The following is a 16,609-nucleotide window of genomic DNA, read 5'->3' on the forward strand; positions in this document are numbered from 1 at the left end:
CCAGAACATGCAGCTGGTCAACAACTGGGACGACGTCATCCCGCCCAAGAACCAGTCCGACGACCAGGACAAGGAATCGGCCGACAACAACACCATCAACGTCCTGCCGGACCGTACCAAGCCCAACCGGCCCCCGGAAACCAAGCCGGACGACATCGGCGTGCGCCCCGGACGCACCACCGTCCTCAGCGTCCTGGACAACGACTCGGACCCCGACGGCGACGTCCTTACGGCGGCTGTGGCGGCGGGCGCCGGACCGAAAGTCGGGACGCTGGAAAGCATCTACGGGGGAACTGCCTTCCAGATCACCGTGCCGGCGGACGCCAAGCCGGGCACGGAGACCTTCAAGTACAGTGCCTCGGACGGACGCGGCCTGTCCGCCACCGGCCAGGTCACACTCAGCGTAGTGGGACCGGACGAAAACAAGCCGCCGAAGTTCAAGCGCGGCGAGGACACCACCATGCTGGTGGAACAGGGCAAAACCGTCAGCCAGAACATCCTTACCGACTGGATCGACCCCGACGGCGATGACCTGGTCCTGCTGGACGCGAAAGTCGACAACGATAAGGACCAGGTCAAGGTCCGGCGCGACGGCCTGCTCACCTTCCAGGACTCCGGCGCAACCGCCGGCAAGAAGAACGTCCAGGTCACCATCTGGGACGGCCGGGCCACCGTCACCGGCAAGGTAGTGGTCAATGTCCAGCCGCCCGGAGCCTTGGCACCGGTGGTCAACGCTGACCACGTCACCGCTGTGGTGGGGCAGGACCTGGTTATCTCCCCGCTGAAGAACGACGTCGACCCCAACGGCGGCGCCCTCCGCCTGGCGCAGGTGGAAGCCAACGGCCCCGCCGAACTTGGCCCCGTTACCGACGGCGGCACGTTCACCTTCCGCAGCACCACCCCCGGACCGGTCTACCTGACCTACATCGCCAGCAACGGGCCCCAAAGCAGCCAGGGCCTGATCCGCGTGGACGTGGAATCCGGTAACGACGGCGGCGACCCCGTGGCCGTCCACGACGTAGCCCTGATGCCCACCGGCGGAAGCGTGTTGCTGGACCCGCTGGCCAATGACTCCGATCCCTCCGGCGGCGTCCTGGTGCTGCAGTCCGTCAAGCTCCCTGACAACGCTCCAGTATCCGTCAGCGTGATCAACCACAGTGTCCTGCGGATCACGGACATCCTGGGGACCAAGGATCCCGTCCTGTTCGAATACACCATGTCCAACGGCAGGAAATCGGCTACCGGAAGCGTGTCCGTGGTACCCGTCCCGGCCCCTGCGGTGCTGGAAGCGCCGCAGCCCAAACCGGACGAGGTGAACGTCCGCGTCAACGACGTGGTCACTATTCCGGTCCTGGACAACGACACGCACCCGCAGGGCCAGGAGTTGACGGTGGACCCCGTGCTGCCGCAGCCCGTGGACCCCGCCGACGGCAAGGGCTTCGTCTCCGAGAACCACCTGCGGTTCATCGCGGGGAGCCAGCCAAAGACCGTGCGTGCCATCTACAACGCGGTGGATCCGGAAGGCCAAAAGAGCGCCGCCGCCGTCACTATCCACATCCTCCCGCTGGAAGGCGCCGAGAACTCGCGGCCCCAGCCGAAAAACCTCACTGCCCGCGTCGTGGCGGCCGGCACCGTCAGAATCCCTGTTCCCCTGGACGGAATCGATCCCGATGGCGACTCCGTCCAGCTGACCGGAATTGACAGCACCCCTGCCATGGGTACCGCCACAGTAGGCAGCAACTTCATCGACTTCACCGCTGCCGGGGACGGTGCCGGTACCGATACCTTCCGCTACAAGGTGGTGGACCGCCAGGGCGCCGTGAACACGGGCACCGTGACGGTGGGCATCGCGCCGCGCGGCGAGACCAACCAAAAGCCCACCCCGGTGGACGACGAGGTCCACGTTCGCCCGGGCCGCCAGATCGCCGTGGACGCAACCGCCAATGACACGGATCCCGACGGCGACCGCATCCGCATCCTGACCGACGGCATTGAGGCTGATCCCGCCCTTCAGGCCACCGTCAGCAAGAACAGCGGCCGCATCATCCTCCAGGCCCCGAACGAGGCCGGGACCTACAACGTCCGGTACACCGTCGCAGATGACCGGGATGCCAGCGCGCAGGCCACCATCCGCCTGGTAGTGGACAAGGACGTCCCCCTGAAGGCGCCGATTGCGCGCGATGACAGGGTGACCTCGGCGCAGGCCATGGGCAAGACTGCCGTGGACGTGCCGGTCCTCAAGAACGACGAGGACCCGGACGGCGTGGGCGAAAACCTGAAGATCAGTACCGGGGCCCCCACGGCCCGGCCCGGCGGCAAAGGCAATGTCCTGGTCGACCTCACCGAACAGCCCCAGCTCATCCCGTACACCGTGGAGGACGTTGACGGCCTGCAGTCCACGGCCATCATCTGGGTGCCCGGCCTCGGGCAGCAGGTACCCACCCTGGCCAAGGACGACGTCCTCGAAGTGGTCGCCGGCCAGTCCGTCGACGTCGACCTCAAGGAATGGGTCAAGGTACGGGAAGGACGCTCACCCCGGCTGACCCAGGCTGACCGGATCAAGCTCATCGGTGCCGACGGCGGCGACCCGGTCACCCGGGACGGCGCCGGCCTGAAGTACTCGGCAGGTGCGGACTACGTCGGGCCGGGGTCGTTGACCTTCGAGGTGACGGACGGTACGGGGCCTGACGATCCCGCCGGCCTGAAGTCCACCCTCAGCATCCGCACGAAGGTCCTCCCGGACCCCAACAAGAACAATCCGCCGGAGCTGCTCGGGGCTGACGTGGACGTCCCCAAGGGCGACTCGGCCAGCACCGACCTGGGCAAACTGACCTCCGATCCTGACCGGGACGACGTCGAAAACATGAAGTACGAGCTCGTGGGGAATGCCCCTGCCGGCTTCAATGCAAGCATTGAGGGCAAGTCCCTGAAGGTGTCGGCGGCCGATTCGACGGCTACCGGAACCCGCGGCGCGGTGCAGGTGAAGGCGACCGATCCCCGGGGCCTTGCGGCGACGGCCACGTACCAGCTTGGGGTCACCGCTTCCAACCGGCCCAAGCCTGTGGCCAACGACGATGTGGAACCGAACGCTGCCGCCGGCAAGCCCGTTACCATCAACGTCCTGGCCAACGACGCCAACCCGTTCCCCGAGACCCCGTTGAAGATCATTGCCGCCAACACCGAAACGGGCAGCGGCACTGTGGGCGTCAACGGTGACTCGGTGACCGTCACGCCCGCACCCGGCTTTACCGGAACCATGGTGGTGACTTATACGGTGGAGGACAAGACCGGCGACGATTCCCGGCTCGCCACGGCGCGCATCCGGCTCACCGTCAAGGACAAGCCCGCAGCGCCCACCACGCCCCAGGCCCAAAGCGTGGGGGACCAGACTGCGCTGCTGAACTGGTCCGCTCCCGCGGACCGTGGCTCGCCCATCACCAGATACACCGTCTACGGGGAAGGTGGCTTCCGGCAGGATTGCCCCGCCAACACCTGCACCCTGAACGGCCTGACCAACAACACCACCTACCACTTTCAGGTGACGGCCACCAATGAGTTCGGTGAGTCCGACCGGTCCCCGGCATCGGCTGATGTCCGCCCCGACGTGAAGCCGGATACCCCGCTGGCGCCGTCGCTGAAGTTCGGTGACAAGCAACTGACGGTCAACTGGACCGCCCCGGCCAGCAAGGGCTCACCGGTGAAGTCCTACGACCTGGAGATCTCCCCGGCGCCGGCCGGCCAGAACGCCCAGATCCAGGGACTGACGTCCGTCAACTATGTCTGGAAGGGCCTGCAGAACGGCGTGTCCTACAAGGTCCGGGTCCTGGCCCGCAACGACGCCAGGGATCCGTCCGAATGGAGCCCGTACTCAGCCGCGGAGGTCCCCGCGGGCGTGCCCGCCACGCCCACGGCGCCGAGCGTGTCGCAGGCGACCCCGGTGGGCTCGCAGAGCCAGCTGCGGGTGGTGTGGACTGCGCCGAACAACAACGGTGATCCCGTCTCGGCCTACACCCTGACCACCCTCCGCGGCGGTGCGGCGGTGTCCAGCCAGCAGGTGGGTGGCACGTCGCAGAACGTGACGGTGGATAACTCGGAGTCCAACTACACGTTCACCGTGGCGGCCACCAACAAGGCCGGCACCAGCGCCACCAGCGCCCAGTCGGCACCCATCCGGGCCGCAGGCAAACCCGGCCAGGTGAGCAGCGGAACTGTTGCGGACACAGGAAACAGCGGACAGCTCAAGGTCACCTTCACCCCGCTCACGGAGGCGCAGCGCAACGGCTCCACTGCGAGCGAGATCGCCTACTCCTACCGGACGTCCTCGGGCCAGTCCGGATCAATCGCTGCCCCCGGGGGCAACATCAACGGGCTTCCCAACGGAACCGACGTGACCGTCACGATCATCGCCACCTCCACCAAGAACAACATGTCCGGCGACGCCAAGGCCATCGGCACGGGCAATCCGTACGGACCGCCCAACGCGCCGGGCGTTAACGGCATGACGTCCACGCAGGGCGACGGCCAGGTGCACTGGACCTGGAACGACCCCAACATGAATGGCCGGCCGCTAAACCACTTCGAGGTCAGCATGGACGGCGGGGGATGGCAAAATGTTGGCACCGCCAACCGCTTCGATACCTCCGCTGGAGGTTGGAGCAAGAGCCACAACCTGCGGGTTCGGGCCGTCTCCGTTGTGAATGGCGATATTGGCGGTCCCGCCACTTCCACGTCCGGTGCCGACCCCACCCCGCCGCCTGCCCCGACCAAGGTCAGGGTCAAGGCATCGGTCGTCAACAGCTGCCCCGGCAAACCGGGCGTTCCCGACCGCTACAGTGCCTCACCGCCCTCGTGCGGCGGAAGCGACGCAAACTGGGTGTCCTACTCCGACGGCTGGATCCCCAGCGCCTGCTGGATGAACATCTACGGGTCCAGCGAAACCTCCAACCCACCCAGCTACTACAAGTGGTACCGCATGGACGGTGGCCCGTGGGCGGGATGGTACGTGAAGCTGGCCACCATCGACATTAGCGGCCCGGACGTGGGCAGATGTTGATTCGCTAAGCCCCCTGACTGCCCCCGAACCGTATAGAAGATGAGGAACTTTTCATGACCATGACCATTGAGCAGGCCGAGTGGTTTGCCGACACATTCGAAAAGCTGGTTGCCAACGTGGGACAGGCGGTGCTGGGCAAGGAACACGTCATCCGGCTGACCTTCACCGCCATGCTGGCCGAAGGCCACGTCCTGTTCGAGGACGCACCCGGCACCGGCAAGACCTCCCTGGCGCGGGCCCTGGCCGCTACGGTGCAGGGCTCCAACAACCGCATCCAGTTCACGCCGGACCTGCTGCCGTCGGACGTCACGGGTGTCACCATCTACGACCAGAAGACGCAGAAGTTCGAGTTCCACAAGGGCCCGATCTTCAACAACATCGTCCTGGCTGATGAAATCAACCGCGCCTCGCCCAAGACCCAGTCCGCGCTGCTGGAAGTCATGGAAGAGTCCCGCGTCACCGTGGACGGCGTCACCTACTCCGCGGGCCGCCCGTTCATGGTTCTGGCCACCCAGAACCCCATCGAGCAGGCCGGCACCTACCGGCTTCCCGAGGCCCAGCTGGACCGCTTCCTGATCAAAACCTCCATCGGCTACCCGGACCACGCCTCCACCGTGCGGCTGCTTGGCGGCAGCAACCTGAAGGACCGCTCCAAGGAACTGTCCGCCGTCATCACCACCCAGGCGGTGGCCGACATGGCCGACCTCGCCGCCACCGCACACATCGACACCGCGGTGCTGGAGTACATTTCCCGGCTGTGCGAGGAAACCCGCACCGCTCCGGAAACCAGGCTGGGCGTGTCTGTCCGTGGCGCCCTGGCCATGGTCCGGGCTGCCAAGGTCTGGGCTGCCTCCCAGGGGCGGAACTTCGTCCTGCCGGATGACATCAAGGAGCTGGCTGCCGTTGTGTGGACCCACCGGTTCGTCATGGATCCGGAAGCCGAGTTCTCCGGTGCCACCGCCGAGGCCGTGCTGACCAGGATCCTGGCAGACGTCGCGGCCCCGCAGCAGCGCACCAACGCCTGACCCGGTGGCTGCAGCGCGAAACTGCAGCGGCCCCCTCCCATTCCAGCGCAACAACGAAGGCACACCTTTATGTCCGACGGCACGTCCAGCGGCACCCGGTTGACCCGGCTCGCGGAGCGTCTCCAACAGCTCCTCCACCGGAACGGCCGCCCCACCCGGCTGCATCCGGCAGCAGTATGGTCAGAGGCCAGCAGCACCGCCCTCCAGGCCACGGCACCCGCCTGGCGGGCCCTCCGGGACAGCTGGCTAAAGTATGCCTGGCCGGTGCTGTCCGTGGTCAGCATCCTGGGCTGGTCCGTCCTGGCCGCCGCCCTCCTGCTGTGGGTCACCGGGCAGGCGTTCGGCTGGCAGGAAGCCACGGCAGCATCCATAGCCGCCTTCGCCATGTCCGTCATCGCCGTGGCCTTCATCCTGGGCCGGTCCTCCTATGGCGTGGTGCTGGACCTCGCCCGTACCAGGGTGGCCGTGGGGGACAGCGCGGTGGGCAGCATTGCAGTTTCCAACACCTCGGCACGGCCGCTGCTGCCGGCCGCGCTGGAACTGCCCGTGGGCAGCACCACAGCCGTGTTCCACCTGCCGCGGATGAAGCCCGGGCAGGTCCATGAGGACCTTTTCACCATTCCCACCGCCCGGCGGGCCGTCATCGTGGTGGGGCCTGTCCGCTCCGTCCGCGCCGACCCCCTGCACCTGCTCCGCCGCCAGGTGCTCTGGACCGAGCCGGAGGACCTTTTTGTCCACCCGCGCACCGTAGCCCTGGCCGGGTCCGCCGCAGGCTTCATCCGGGACCTCGAGGGCATGCCCACCACGGACCTGTCCAGCGCCGATGTCTCCTTCCACGCCCTGCGCGACTACGTGCCGGGCGATGACCGCCGCCACATCCACTGGAAGACCACCGCCCGCACCAACAAGCTGATGGTGCGTCAGTTCGAGGAAACCCGCAGGGCCCACCTGGCCATCTCGCTGTCCATCAATACTGACGAATACGCCTCGGAAAACGAGTTTGAGATGGCCATTTCCGTGGCTGCGTCCATCGGCCGGCAGGCCATCCGGGAACAGCGCGAACTGGACGTCCTCACCCAGAAGGGGCCGCTGCGCTGCGAAACCGGCCGCAACATGCTCGATGACATGACGCGGATCGTGGGCACTCCGATGCGCCGCACCGCCGTCGACCTCGCCCGGACCCTGGCTGACACGGTCCCCAACGCCTCCGTGGTCTTCTTCGTGGTAGGCAGCAACGTGACGGCAACGCAGCTGCGTTCCGCCGCCGCCTCCGTTCCGCCCGGCGTCCGAAGCCTTGCGGTCCGGGTGGACGCCGGGGCCGCGCCCACCAGGGCCAACATCGCAGACCTCACTGTCCTCACGCTCGGCGACCTGGCCGACCTTGCCATCGTGCTGAGAAAGGCGGCCGCATGAGCACCGCACCGGGCCGGACCGCATCAACGCGGTCCCCGCAACCCCGTACCCGCCGCAAGGCCGCCAACACCGAATCGGCCTTCGCAACCGGGCAGCCGCTCTGGCACTTCCTGCTCGACGCCGGGGCCCTGGTGGTCCTGCTGGGCCTGGGCCTGCTCGGGTTCGGCCTGAGCTTCGGAGGTGACCCCTACTACCTGCTGTCCGGGTTCGGCGGCATCGTCCTGGGCCTCGCCATCGGCGCCGCCAACGCCCACCTGCGCCTGGGCATGCTGATCACCACGGCTTTGGCCCTGGCCGCCTACCTCGTGTTGGGGACCTGGCTGGCGGTGCCGGACTCCGCCATAGCCGGCTTAGTCCCCAGCCTTTCTTCGCTGCGGACCCTGCTCCTGGGCGTCGTTTTCGCCTGGAAGGACATGCTCACGGTGGGGGTGCCCGTGGGAACGGCCGGCGGCGTGCTCATTGTGCCCTTCCTGAGCTCGCTGCTCATGGCGCTGGTTGCTGCGCTCCTGACGTGGCGGGCCCGCAGCCCGTACCTGCCCCTCCTGCCCGTGCTGGTCCTGTTCGTCACCGGCATCGCCTTCAGCACCAACGCGGCGTTCCTCACGCTCGAACGCGGAATCGGCCTGACCGTGGTGGGCATCGCCTGGGCGACGTTCCGGCGGGACGTCCTGCGGCGGAACAGCACCCGGAGGGTGGCGGTCAACAATCCCCAGACAGACAGCGCTACTGCCCGGCGTGCCAGGATCCGCCGGCTGGGCATGGCCGCGGGCGTGATGGTCCTCAGCGTGGGGATCAGCGCGGTTGCCGCGCCGCTTGTCAGCGCCGGGGATGACCGCAAGGTCCTCCGCAACGTGGTGGTGCCCCCGTTCGACCCCAAGGACTACATCACACCGCTGGCCAGCTTCCGGACGTACGTGAAGGACAGGAAGGACGACACCCTGTTCGTGGTCAAGGGGCTGCCGAAGGACGGCCGTGTCCGCCTGGGCGCCCTGGACGCCTTCAATGGGACCAACTACAACATGGACCCCAACGGCTCCGGCAACTTCAGCAAGGTGGGCGATGCCAAGTCCATCAACACGCTCGCCGACACGGCAGGGGTGGTGCCCACCAATGACTACTCGATCAGCATCAACATCGAGGACTATCAGGGCTTCTTCGTCCCCGGCGGCCGCAAGACCACGGGCATAAGCTTTGACCAGGCGGGTTCGGCAGCTGCTGCCGGCCTCTACTTCAACCCGGGGACGGACACCGCCGTCACCACCAACGGCCTGTCCCGCGGCGACTCATACAGCGTCCAGGTGTCCGATCCCGTCAAGCTTGAGCACGGCCAGCTCACCCAGTACGACTTCGCCAAGGTTTCCCTCCCGGACCCGCTTGAGGTGCCGCCGGTGGTGGGTTCCCAGGCCAACGACCTGTCCGCTGATGCCCCCACCGCCATCGACAGGGTGCGCCAGATCGAGGCCCATTTCCAGAAGACGGGGGCGTTCAGCAACGGCCTGGTGAGTGAGGGCCAGCTGCCCAGCGTTTCGGGCCACGGCTCGGCCCGTATCCGCAGCCTGCTGACTGCGAAGCAGATGCTCGGTGACGATGAGCAGTACGCGGTGGCCATGTCCCTGATGCTCCGGCACCTCGGCATCCCCTCCCGCGTGGTGATGGGTTTCTACCCCGATCCGACCAGCCCGGAAAACGGCGCGGGCGAAGTGAAGATCACCGGCAAGGACGTCCACGCATGGGTTGAGGTGGCGTTCGAACGGGTTGGCTGGGTCAGCTTCGATCCCACCCCGCCCAAGGACAACATTCCCATCCCGCCGGACCCCGAGAACAAGTCCAAGCCCAAGCCGCAGGTGCTGCAGCCGCCGCCCCCGCCGCAGGAGCCGGCGGACCTGCCGCCGGACTCTTCGCCGGATGCCCTGGACGCGGACCAGAAGAAGAACAACCCGTGGCTCTTCTGGGGTGCCCTCCTGGGCGCGCTGGGCGTCGCCGCCATTCCGCTGGTGGTCCTGGCCCTGCCGCTGTTGCTGGTTGCCCTGTTGAAGTCACGACGGCGGAAGTCGCGTTTCAGCGATGGACTCCCCGCCCAGCGGGTGGGCGGGGGCTGGAGCGAAGTGGTGAGCCTGGCGACCGACCTGGGCGCCGCCGTCGACACCCGTTCGACGCGGCGCGAAAGCGCTGCCGTGCTGGCCGAGGCGTTCCCTGCCACCCAGGGCACCACCACCATGCTGGCGCGCCGGGCGGATGCTTCGATCTTCGGCGCCGGCGAGCCCACGGAGGAGGAAGTCCGTGAGTACTGGACCATCGTTGACGGTTCGCTCAAGGAGATGACGGCGGGGATGGGCTTCTGGCGCCGCCAACAGGCACGCTTCTCACCGCGCTCGCTGCTGGCGGATGCCCGGACCGCCATGAACTCCGGCAACGGCATCACGTTGCGCGGCCGTCTGGCGCTGCCCGGCGTGGCCGGGATCCTTGCTGCCCGCCGCCGTCGTACCTCCGGCGCAGCCGCCGCTCCGCAGGAGCCGGGCGCGCCCGGCGCGGAGCACCAGGAGCCGGACCAGCAGGCACCGGACCGGCAAGCACCGGACCGGCAAGCACCGGACCGGCAAGCACCAAGGCAGCAAGGACCGGCACAGCAGTGACGGCCGACGCCGAACGCTGCCCGCGCTGCCAACAGCAGATTCGTGCGGGGGCCACGTTTTGTCCCGCCTGCGGCGCGCCGCTGCCCAACCGGGCAGCGCGCCGCACCCGCGCCGCGGACCCCTTCGGTGACGGGAACGCCGGCGCTGGCCACGGAGCGCGCCCCGCGCACGCGCCCGGGATTCCCGGTACTATCCCGGTAGTGGAAAGGCCCCCGGCAGGTCAGCCGGCGGGCACGGCATTGAAGGGCACCGCGCACGCGGGCGCCTACACGGACAGCTTGTACACGGACGGCCCGCACGCGGGCACCGGTCCGGGCAGCACCGGCGGTTTTACCGCGGTGGAAGCCGCTCCAGGGGGAGGAACGGGAATGGCAGTAAACCTTCAGCTTGTTCCGGCTGCGGCGGGCAAGCGGCTTGGTGCTGCCGTCATTGACTGGCTGCCCGGGGTGGCGGTGCTGGTGGTGGCGTGCGCCATCGGCTTCGCCGGAATCACCCGGACCAGAAGCGGCGGCTTCATCATTTACGACACGTCGTCCCTGGTGCTGTTCGGCAGCATCGGCCTGGGACTGACCCTGGCCTACCTGTTCGTTGTGCTCGGCCTGGAGGCCCGCAGCGGCAAGACGCCCGGCAACCTGCTGATGGGCATCCGCAGCGCCGACCACGATGGCTATGCGCCCGGTGCCGGCGCCGTCTTCCTGCGTGGCCTCATCACCGGCGCCGGCGTCCTGCTGGCACTGCTGGCCGCGGTCCTGGTGGTCGTCTTCAAGTGGTTCGATGCCGCTCTGTTCATCCTTGGCCCGCTGCTCCTCGTCGGTGCTGCCTGGGCAATAGTGGTGGTGGTGTCCTGCCAATGGGACAGGAACGGCGGCCTGCGCGGCTGGAACGATGCAGCTGCCAGGACGCTGGTGTTCGACGTCAAGGCAGGCAGGGACCCCATCACCACCGGGGGAATCCAGGGGCCGTACAGCTTTGCGCCACTGGACCTTCCCCCCGTGCAGCAGGTGCTGTCCCCGGTAGCGGGAGCGAAGCAGGCGCAGGCTCCGGCGCCTGCACCGCAGCACCAGGTCCCATTTACGCAGAACCAGTCGCAGGGCCCGGTGATGCAGGGCCCGGTGACGCAGGCCCCTGCAGCTCCGGCCGCGTTCGCACCGGTACCTGCCACGCCGGCGCCGCAGGTACCTGCGCCGTTGGCCCCCATGCCGTCCCAGACCATGCCCTACACCTCGCCGGCATCATTCGCGCCGCCCGCCTCCGACGCCCCGGTACCGGCTGCCCCCGCTGCCCGTGGTACCGACCCGGGTTTCGCTCCTGCCGGAGCTACTGGCACCGACCCGTCCCAGGGCCACCGTGTGGCCGCGCAGTATGTTGACGACGACGTCGAACGCACCCAAGTGCGCCCAGGCGCCGGCGGACCGGCCCCGGTAGCCGTCCTCCGTATCCGGTTGGACGACGGCCGTGACTTCCAGCTGGACCACAGCGTCCTGGTGGGCCGCAACCCCCTGGGCCAGGCGGGGGAACAACACGCCCAACTGCTGGCCGTGGATGACCCCGGCCGCTCCATTTCCAAGACGCACCTGCACCTGCTCACCGACGGCGCGGGCATCTGGGTGACGGACCGGCAGTCAACCAACGGAAGCGCCGTCACCACCCCGGACGGCCTGCGCACCCCCTTGGTGCCGGGCGTCCCCACGTTTGTCACCCCGGGATCCAGCGTCCACTTTGGAGACCGTACCTTTTACCTAGGACAGGCATGAACCAGCACCCCGCCAGTGTTTCCCCCACCATTCAGCCCGGCCCTGGCCTCAGCCTCACGTACGGCTACGGGACGGACAGGGGCCTCCGCCGGGAACTGAACGAGGATTCGTACATCGCCGCTGATCCCGTGTTTGCCGTGGCCGACGGCATGGGCGGCCACGAGGCCGGCGAAATCGCCAGCGGCCTGTGCGTGCGTGCGCTCGCCGAAATGCCCCAAATCGCCTCCGGTGAACGGAGTATCACGGCCGGTGTCCTCCAGCAGTACCTTGTCCGTGCGGACAACTCCATCCGCGAAGCCACCGGAGCGCGGGCCGGTACCACGTTGACCGGCGCGGTCCTGGTGGAACAGATGGGCATGCCTTACTGGCTGGTGCTGAACATCGGCGACTCCCGCACCTACCGGCTCAGCCAGGGACGATTTGAGCAGATCAGCGTAGACCACTCCGAGGTCCAGGAACTCGTCGACGCGGGCGAGATCACCGCCCAGGAAGCCACCGTCCACCCGCGCCGGCACGTGGTCACCCGTGCCCTGGGCACGGGGGATGAGACGGAGGCGGACTACTGGCTCCTCCCGGTCGAGGAAGGCGACCGCATCCTGGTGTGCTCCGACGGGCTGACCGGCGAACTCAGCGACGACGACATCCTCCGCATCCTCAGTACGGTGGCGGACCCCCAGGACGCGGTGGACACCCTGATCCAGGCTGCCCTGCGCAGCGGCGGCCGGGACAACGTCACCGCCATCGTGGTGGACGCACGGAACGTAGCGAACGACGACGGCGCGGGCACCACGGCACCACGGCACACCTCCGACGACGGAGACGAAGTGACGCTGCCGCGTCCCCCGGCGTCCGAGGCGGTCACGGAGCCCCTGCCCGAACGGGTCCTGGCAAGCACGGACCATGAGGGGGAGCCGGACGATGACCGGCGCTAGCTACACCCCGGGCCACTGGCTGGGCATCGTCCGGTCCCGCACCGCGGTCCTGCTGGGTCCCGGGTCGCCTGCTGAACTCGCGGGCGCGCTATGGGAGCTCCTGGCCGGACGTCCTGAGCCGCACGAGGTCCTGGCGGCCGTAACGAGCAGCTCCGGAGGCTCCCTTACCCGGATACCGTCGTTCGGCATCCTTGACTTCAATGGCTCCCTGCGGGTCTTCCTGCGCGGCGGCATCGACCTCGCCGTCGAGCAGCCCGGTGGCGTTGTCGAGCTTGACGGCAGGGACGTGACCACCTGGAACGAACGCAGGTTCGTGGTGCCGGGGACCTGCCGCCTGGTGGTCGCGGACAGCGCCGGAACAAACGGGCATGCTGCCGGACAGCATGGAACACCCCTGACTGAGCCGCCCGTGACTGAACCGCGCCTGACGGAGCTGCCCCTGCTTGAACTGCCCTTGGGGGAGGGGGCGGTCCTGCTGCAGTCCCTGACCCTCAGGGCACCCTCGGGGCCCGCCGCCGTCGAACGTCCTGCTGCGGCGGACACCGGGGCAGTAGCGGCCCCCGCCGTTGCCGATGGCCCCTTCGCGGTGAATGCCGCCGGTGAGGTGGACGGCGTCGGCGGCGAGGAAGCCTCCGCCGAGACAGTGATGGGAACCATTGATGAGGACCCAGCCCACGTGGACCCAGCCCACGTGGACCCAGCCCACGTGGACCCGGACAGTGGGGAACTTGGCGCGCGCCCGGCGTCCGCAGACCTCCAACCGGCGTCTGCGCCCCTCACGGAGCCCGCGCCCCTCACGGAGCCGGCGCCCCTCATCGACCCGGAAGCCACGATCGCGCCCGGCGCCATCATCGACGCGGATGGAGAGCTGGTGGCCGGGGCCGCCGGACTGGAACCGGCGGAAGACCTGGCCGCCGGGCACGGCGCCGCCGTGGGTGAGGCTGTTCCGTCGGTGGAACTGACCAGTTCCTACGACCATTTGTGGGACCGCACGGTGATGCGGAACATCGAAGATGCGGCGGTACGCGAGGAACCCGACCCCGATTCCGGCCATGTTCCGGTGCAACAGCAGCCTGCCCTGCCTGCCGCTGGACCGCAGGCCGCGATCGAAACGGTGCAGGACGCTGCCCCGGAAGAGCCTGCCACCGCCACCGGGGGTTCAGTGGACGCAGGCACCGCCCACTCCGCTGCAGCCGGCACCGGTTCCACCGCGGAGGCACCCGCCCCGCCCCGTCCGGCTTCCACGGGCCTCATTGATTTCGTGCCCTGGCGTACCGGAGGATCCACGCCGGCAGCGTCCGCTTCCGCACCGGCCCAGTCGCCGCCCCCCGGCACTCCGCCAGCCCCGGCAGCCGACTATCCTGTTCCGGTGGACGGCGGCCCTGCCGGCCCCGCCCAGGAGGCACCTCCAGCCGAACCCCGGGCAAGCTTCGACCCCGATCACGATGGCCAGACGGTCATGAAGAGCAGCCTCCCGGGGGCTGGTTCAGGCGCATTAGCCACCCCGCCGGCCAGCCGTCCGGATGCCGCAGGCGGCCCGCTGGTGCTGGCCCGTGTCTGTGCGCAGGGCCACGCCAACCCGCCCACGCATGCACAGTGCAGCACGTGCGGTGCGGCACTGCTCCCGGACGCCGTGCAGGTGGCACGCCCCCGGCTGGGGCGGATGCGGCTGTCCACCGGCGAACTGTTGGACCTCGACCAGTCGATGGTCATCGGCAGGCAGCCGTCCGTGTCCCGCGTGCAGGGCGGGGTGATGCCGCGCCTGGTGCAGGTGGCAAGCCCCGGCGGGGATATTTCGCGGTCCCATGTGGAGGTGCGGCTTGAGGGCTGGCACGTGATGCTCTGCGACCTAAAAGCGACCAACGGCACAGTCCTGGTCCGCGAAGGGCAGCCGCCCCGCCGCCTGGCCCAGAACGAGATGGCCATCCTGCTCGACGGCGACATCGCGGAGCTGGGCGACAACATCTCACTTCGTTTTGAGGAGATTCCTTGAGTTCCAAACGGCCCGTTGCGCCGCCGCCCCGAATTCCCGGGTTCACCTACATCAGCCTGCTGGGATCGGGCGGCTTTTCCGACGTCTACCTGTATGAACAGGACAGGCCGCGCCGTAAGGTCGCCGTCAAGGTGCTGCTGTCGGACCTGAAAACGGAGGGCGCCCGGCGGCGCTTCGAGTCCGAGGCCAACCTCATGGCCCAGCTGTCCTCGCACCCGTACATCGTCACCATTTTCGAAGCGGAAGTAACTGACGACGGCCACTCCTACCTGGCCATGGAGTACTGCTCCCGGCCCAGCCTGGACGTGCGGTACCGGCGGCAGCGCTTCAGCGTGGACGAGGTCCTGGCCGTTGGCATTCAGGTGGCTTCCGCCGTCGAAACCGCCCACCGTGCGGGCATCGCCCACCGCGACATCAAGCCCGCCAACATCCTGGTGACCGACTACAACCGCCCTGCCCTCACCGACTTTGGCATCTCCGGCACCCTTGCCGGCGACAGCGACGACGACTCCGGGATGTCCATCCCCTGGTCTCCGCCGGAGCAGTTCCGGGACGGCGCGGTGGACGGGGTCATGGTGGATGTATGGGCCCTGGGCGCCACCTTGTACACCCTGCTGGCGGGCCGCTCGCCCTTCGTCATGCCCGGAGCGGACAACTCGCAACGCGAACTGATCAACCGGATCAGCAACACGGCCCTGCCCCGGCTGGGCCGGGCGGACGTGCCGGAGTCCCTGGAACTGGCCCTGGCAACCGCCATGGCCAAGTCCCCGCAGTCACGGTACTCGTCCGCCCATGCCTTCGCCCTTGCCCTGCAGCGCATCCAGGCCGAACTCAACCTCTCGGTGACCCCCTTCGAGGTCCTGGAGGAGCCCCAGCAGGAGGAAAACCACCCGGACGACGGCACGGAGGAAACGCGCGTCCGCAGCATCGCCGCCATTGATCCGGAGCGGACCGGCAGCGCGCCCACTTTCCCCGCAAGGACCCGTCCCAACGCAGCCTTCGCCGCGACCGAAGCGACCGGACGCAGGGATGGGGCCCTCCCGCCGTCGTCCTTCACCCCTGCTGCCCCCAGCCAATGGCGGCCTGCCCCGGCAGTACCGCACATCCCCGCCGGCCCCGCCGGCCCCGCCGGCACTTCGGACGCGCCGGGCACGGCCGACGGCGGCGGGCAGGGGGAGTGGGCACAGTCCACCGTATTGCGCGGCAGCGAAGGGGCAGTCAACTATGGCGCCCCGCTGGCAGGAGCCCCGGGCACGCTGGCAGGGGGACCCGACCAGGACACCGGCTACACGGCCGACGCAACAGTCCAGCGGGCCGTGAAAGTGGAGGAACCCCAGGCGGAGCCGGACACGGATCACAGCAAGCGCAACCTTTGGCTCGCCATCACCGGCGGCACGCTCCTGGCCCTGGCGGCCGTGGTGGGCATCGTGGTGGCCAACGCCGCCCCCGGCACACCCAAGCCGGTGACCACCCAACAGGTCAGCAAACCGCCTGCGGACGCACTGGACAACGGCACCGTTCCCGACGTGGAAGGCCTCAAGGGCACCATCGCCGGTGACGGGGAAGCGACTTTCACCTGGACCAACCCGCAGCCCAAGGACGGGGACACCTACAAGTGGAAGGTGTACACCATCGGGGGCGGTGACGGGGGATTCCAGGCCATCACGCAGCCGTCGGTACGGCTCCGGCCCAATCCCTCCGGACAGACCTGCATCCAGGTGATGATCGTGCGCACCGACGGCGCCTTCTCACCCATGGAATCAGGCTCCATCGCATGCGTGGGCAAGTGATTTCCCCTGCAGGGGC

8 protein-coding genes and 1 pseudogene are annotated in these 16,609 nt (G+C 68.4%); all 9 read left to right on the forward strand.

Going from position 1 to position 16,609, the window contains the following annotated elements; all coding sequences use genetic code 11:
* Nucleotides 1–5,053, forward strand: a 5,053-nt coding sequence (locus VXJ37_RS12785) for an Ig-like domain-containing protein (RefSeq protein WP_331323403.1), incomplete at its 5' end; no start/stop codon positions are given.
* Between the two features lie 53 nt (nt 5,054–5,106).
* Nucleotides 5,107–6,078: an AAA family ATPase gene (locus VXJ37_RS12790; RefSeq protein WP_331323404.1), complete on the forward strand. Its 972-nt coding sequence runs from the start codon at nt 5,107–5,109 to the stop codon at nt 6,076–6,078.
* Between the two features lie 69 nt (nt 6,079–6,147).
* Nucleotides 6,148–7,491, forward strand: a complete 1,344-nt coding sequence (locus tag VXJ37_RS12795; protein WP_331323405.1) for a DUF58 domain-containing protein — start codon at nt 6,148–6,150, stop codon at nt 7,489–7,491.
* A complete protein-coding gene (locus tag VXJ37_RS12800; protein WP_331323406.1) occupies nt 7,488–10,124 on the forward strand; it encodes a transglutaminase-like domain-containing protein in 2,637 nt (878 codons plus the stop codon). The genes VXJ37_RS12795 and VXJ37_RS12800 overlap by 4 nt, the downstream gene beginning before the upstream one ends.
* Nucleotides 10,121–10,201, forward strand: a pseudogene (locus VXJ37_RS12805) (zinc-ribbon domain-containing protein); the annotation flags it as partial. The gene VXJ37_RS12800 and the pseudogene VXJ37_RS12805, both read left to right, overlap by 4 nt.
* Before the next feature lie 291 nt (nt 10,202–10,492).
* Nucleotides 10,493–11,878, forward strand: coding sequence for an RDD family protein (locus VXJ37_RS12810; RefSeq protein WP_331323590.1), 1,386 nt, complete (start codon nt 10,493–10,495; stop codon nt 11,876–11,878).
* Nucleotides 11,875–12,810 carry a PP2C family protein-serine/threonine phosphatase gene (locus VXJ37_RS12815; RefSeq protein WP_331323407.1) on the forward strand — a complete coding sequence of 312 codons (936 nt, stop codon included), beginning with the start codon at nt 11,875–11,877 and terminating at the stop codon, nt 12,808–12,810. The genes VXJ37_RS12810 and VXJ37_RS12815 overlap by 4 nt, the downstream gene beginning before the upstream one ends.
* On the forward strand, nt 12,797–14,803 hold the full coding sequence (locus VXJ37_RS12820; protein WP_331323408.1) for an FHA domain-containing protein: 2,007 nt from the start codon (nt 12,797–12,799) through the stop codon (nt 14,801–14,803). Before VXJ37_RS12815 ends, VXJ37_RS12820 begins: the two co-directional genes overlap by 14 nt.
* A complete protein-coding gene (locus VXJ37_RS12825) occupies nt 14,800–16,593 on the forward strand; it encodes a serine/threonine protein kinase (protein WP_331323409.1) in 1,794 nt (597 codons plus the stop codon). The genes VXJ37_RS12820 and VXJ37_RS12825 overlap by 4 nt, the downstream gene beginning before the upstream one ends.
* The last annotated feature ends 16 nt before the right edge of the window (nt 16,594–16,609 follow it).

The organism is Pseudarthrobacter phenanthrenivorans (assembly GCF_036455295.1).
Lineage (GTDB): Bacteria > Actinomycetota > Actinomycetes > Actinomycetales > Micrococcaceae > Arthrobacter > Arthrobacter phenanthrenivorans_C.

Bases quoted from the DNA above. Each gene is read 5' to 3' on its own strand.
- VXJ37_RS12790 (WP_331323404.1), top strand. From the start codon at position 5,107: ATGACCATGACCATTGAGCAGGCCGAGTGGTTTGCCGACACATTCGAA.
- VXJ37_RS12795 (WP_331323405.1), top strand. From the start codon at position 6,148: ATGTCCGACGGCACGTCCAGCGGCACCCGGTTGACCCGGCTCGCGGAG.
- VXJ37_RS12800 (WP_331323406.1), top strand. From the start codon at position 7,488: ATGAGCACCGCACCGGGCCGGACCGCATCAACGCGGTCCCCGCAACCC.
- VXJ37_RS12810 (WP_331323590.1), top strand. From the start codon at position 10,493: ATGGCAGTAAACCTTCAGCTTGTTCCGGCTGCGGCGGGCAAGCGGCTT.
- VXJ37_RS12815 (WP_331323407.1), top strand. From the start codon at position 11,875: ATGAACCAGCACCCCGCCAGTGTTTCCCCCACCATTCAGCCCGGCCCT.
- VXJ37_RS12820 (WP_331323408.1), top strand. From the start codon at position 12,797: ATGACCGGCGCTAGCTACACCCCGGGCCACTGGCTGGGCATCGTCCGG.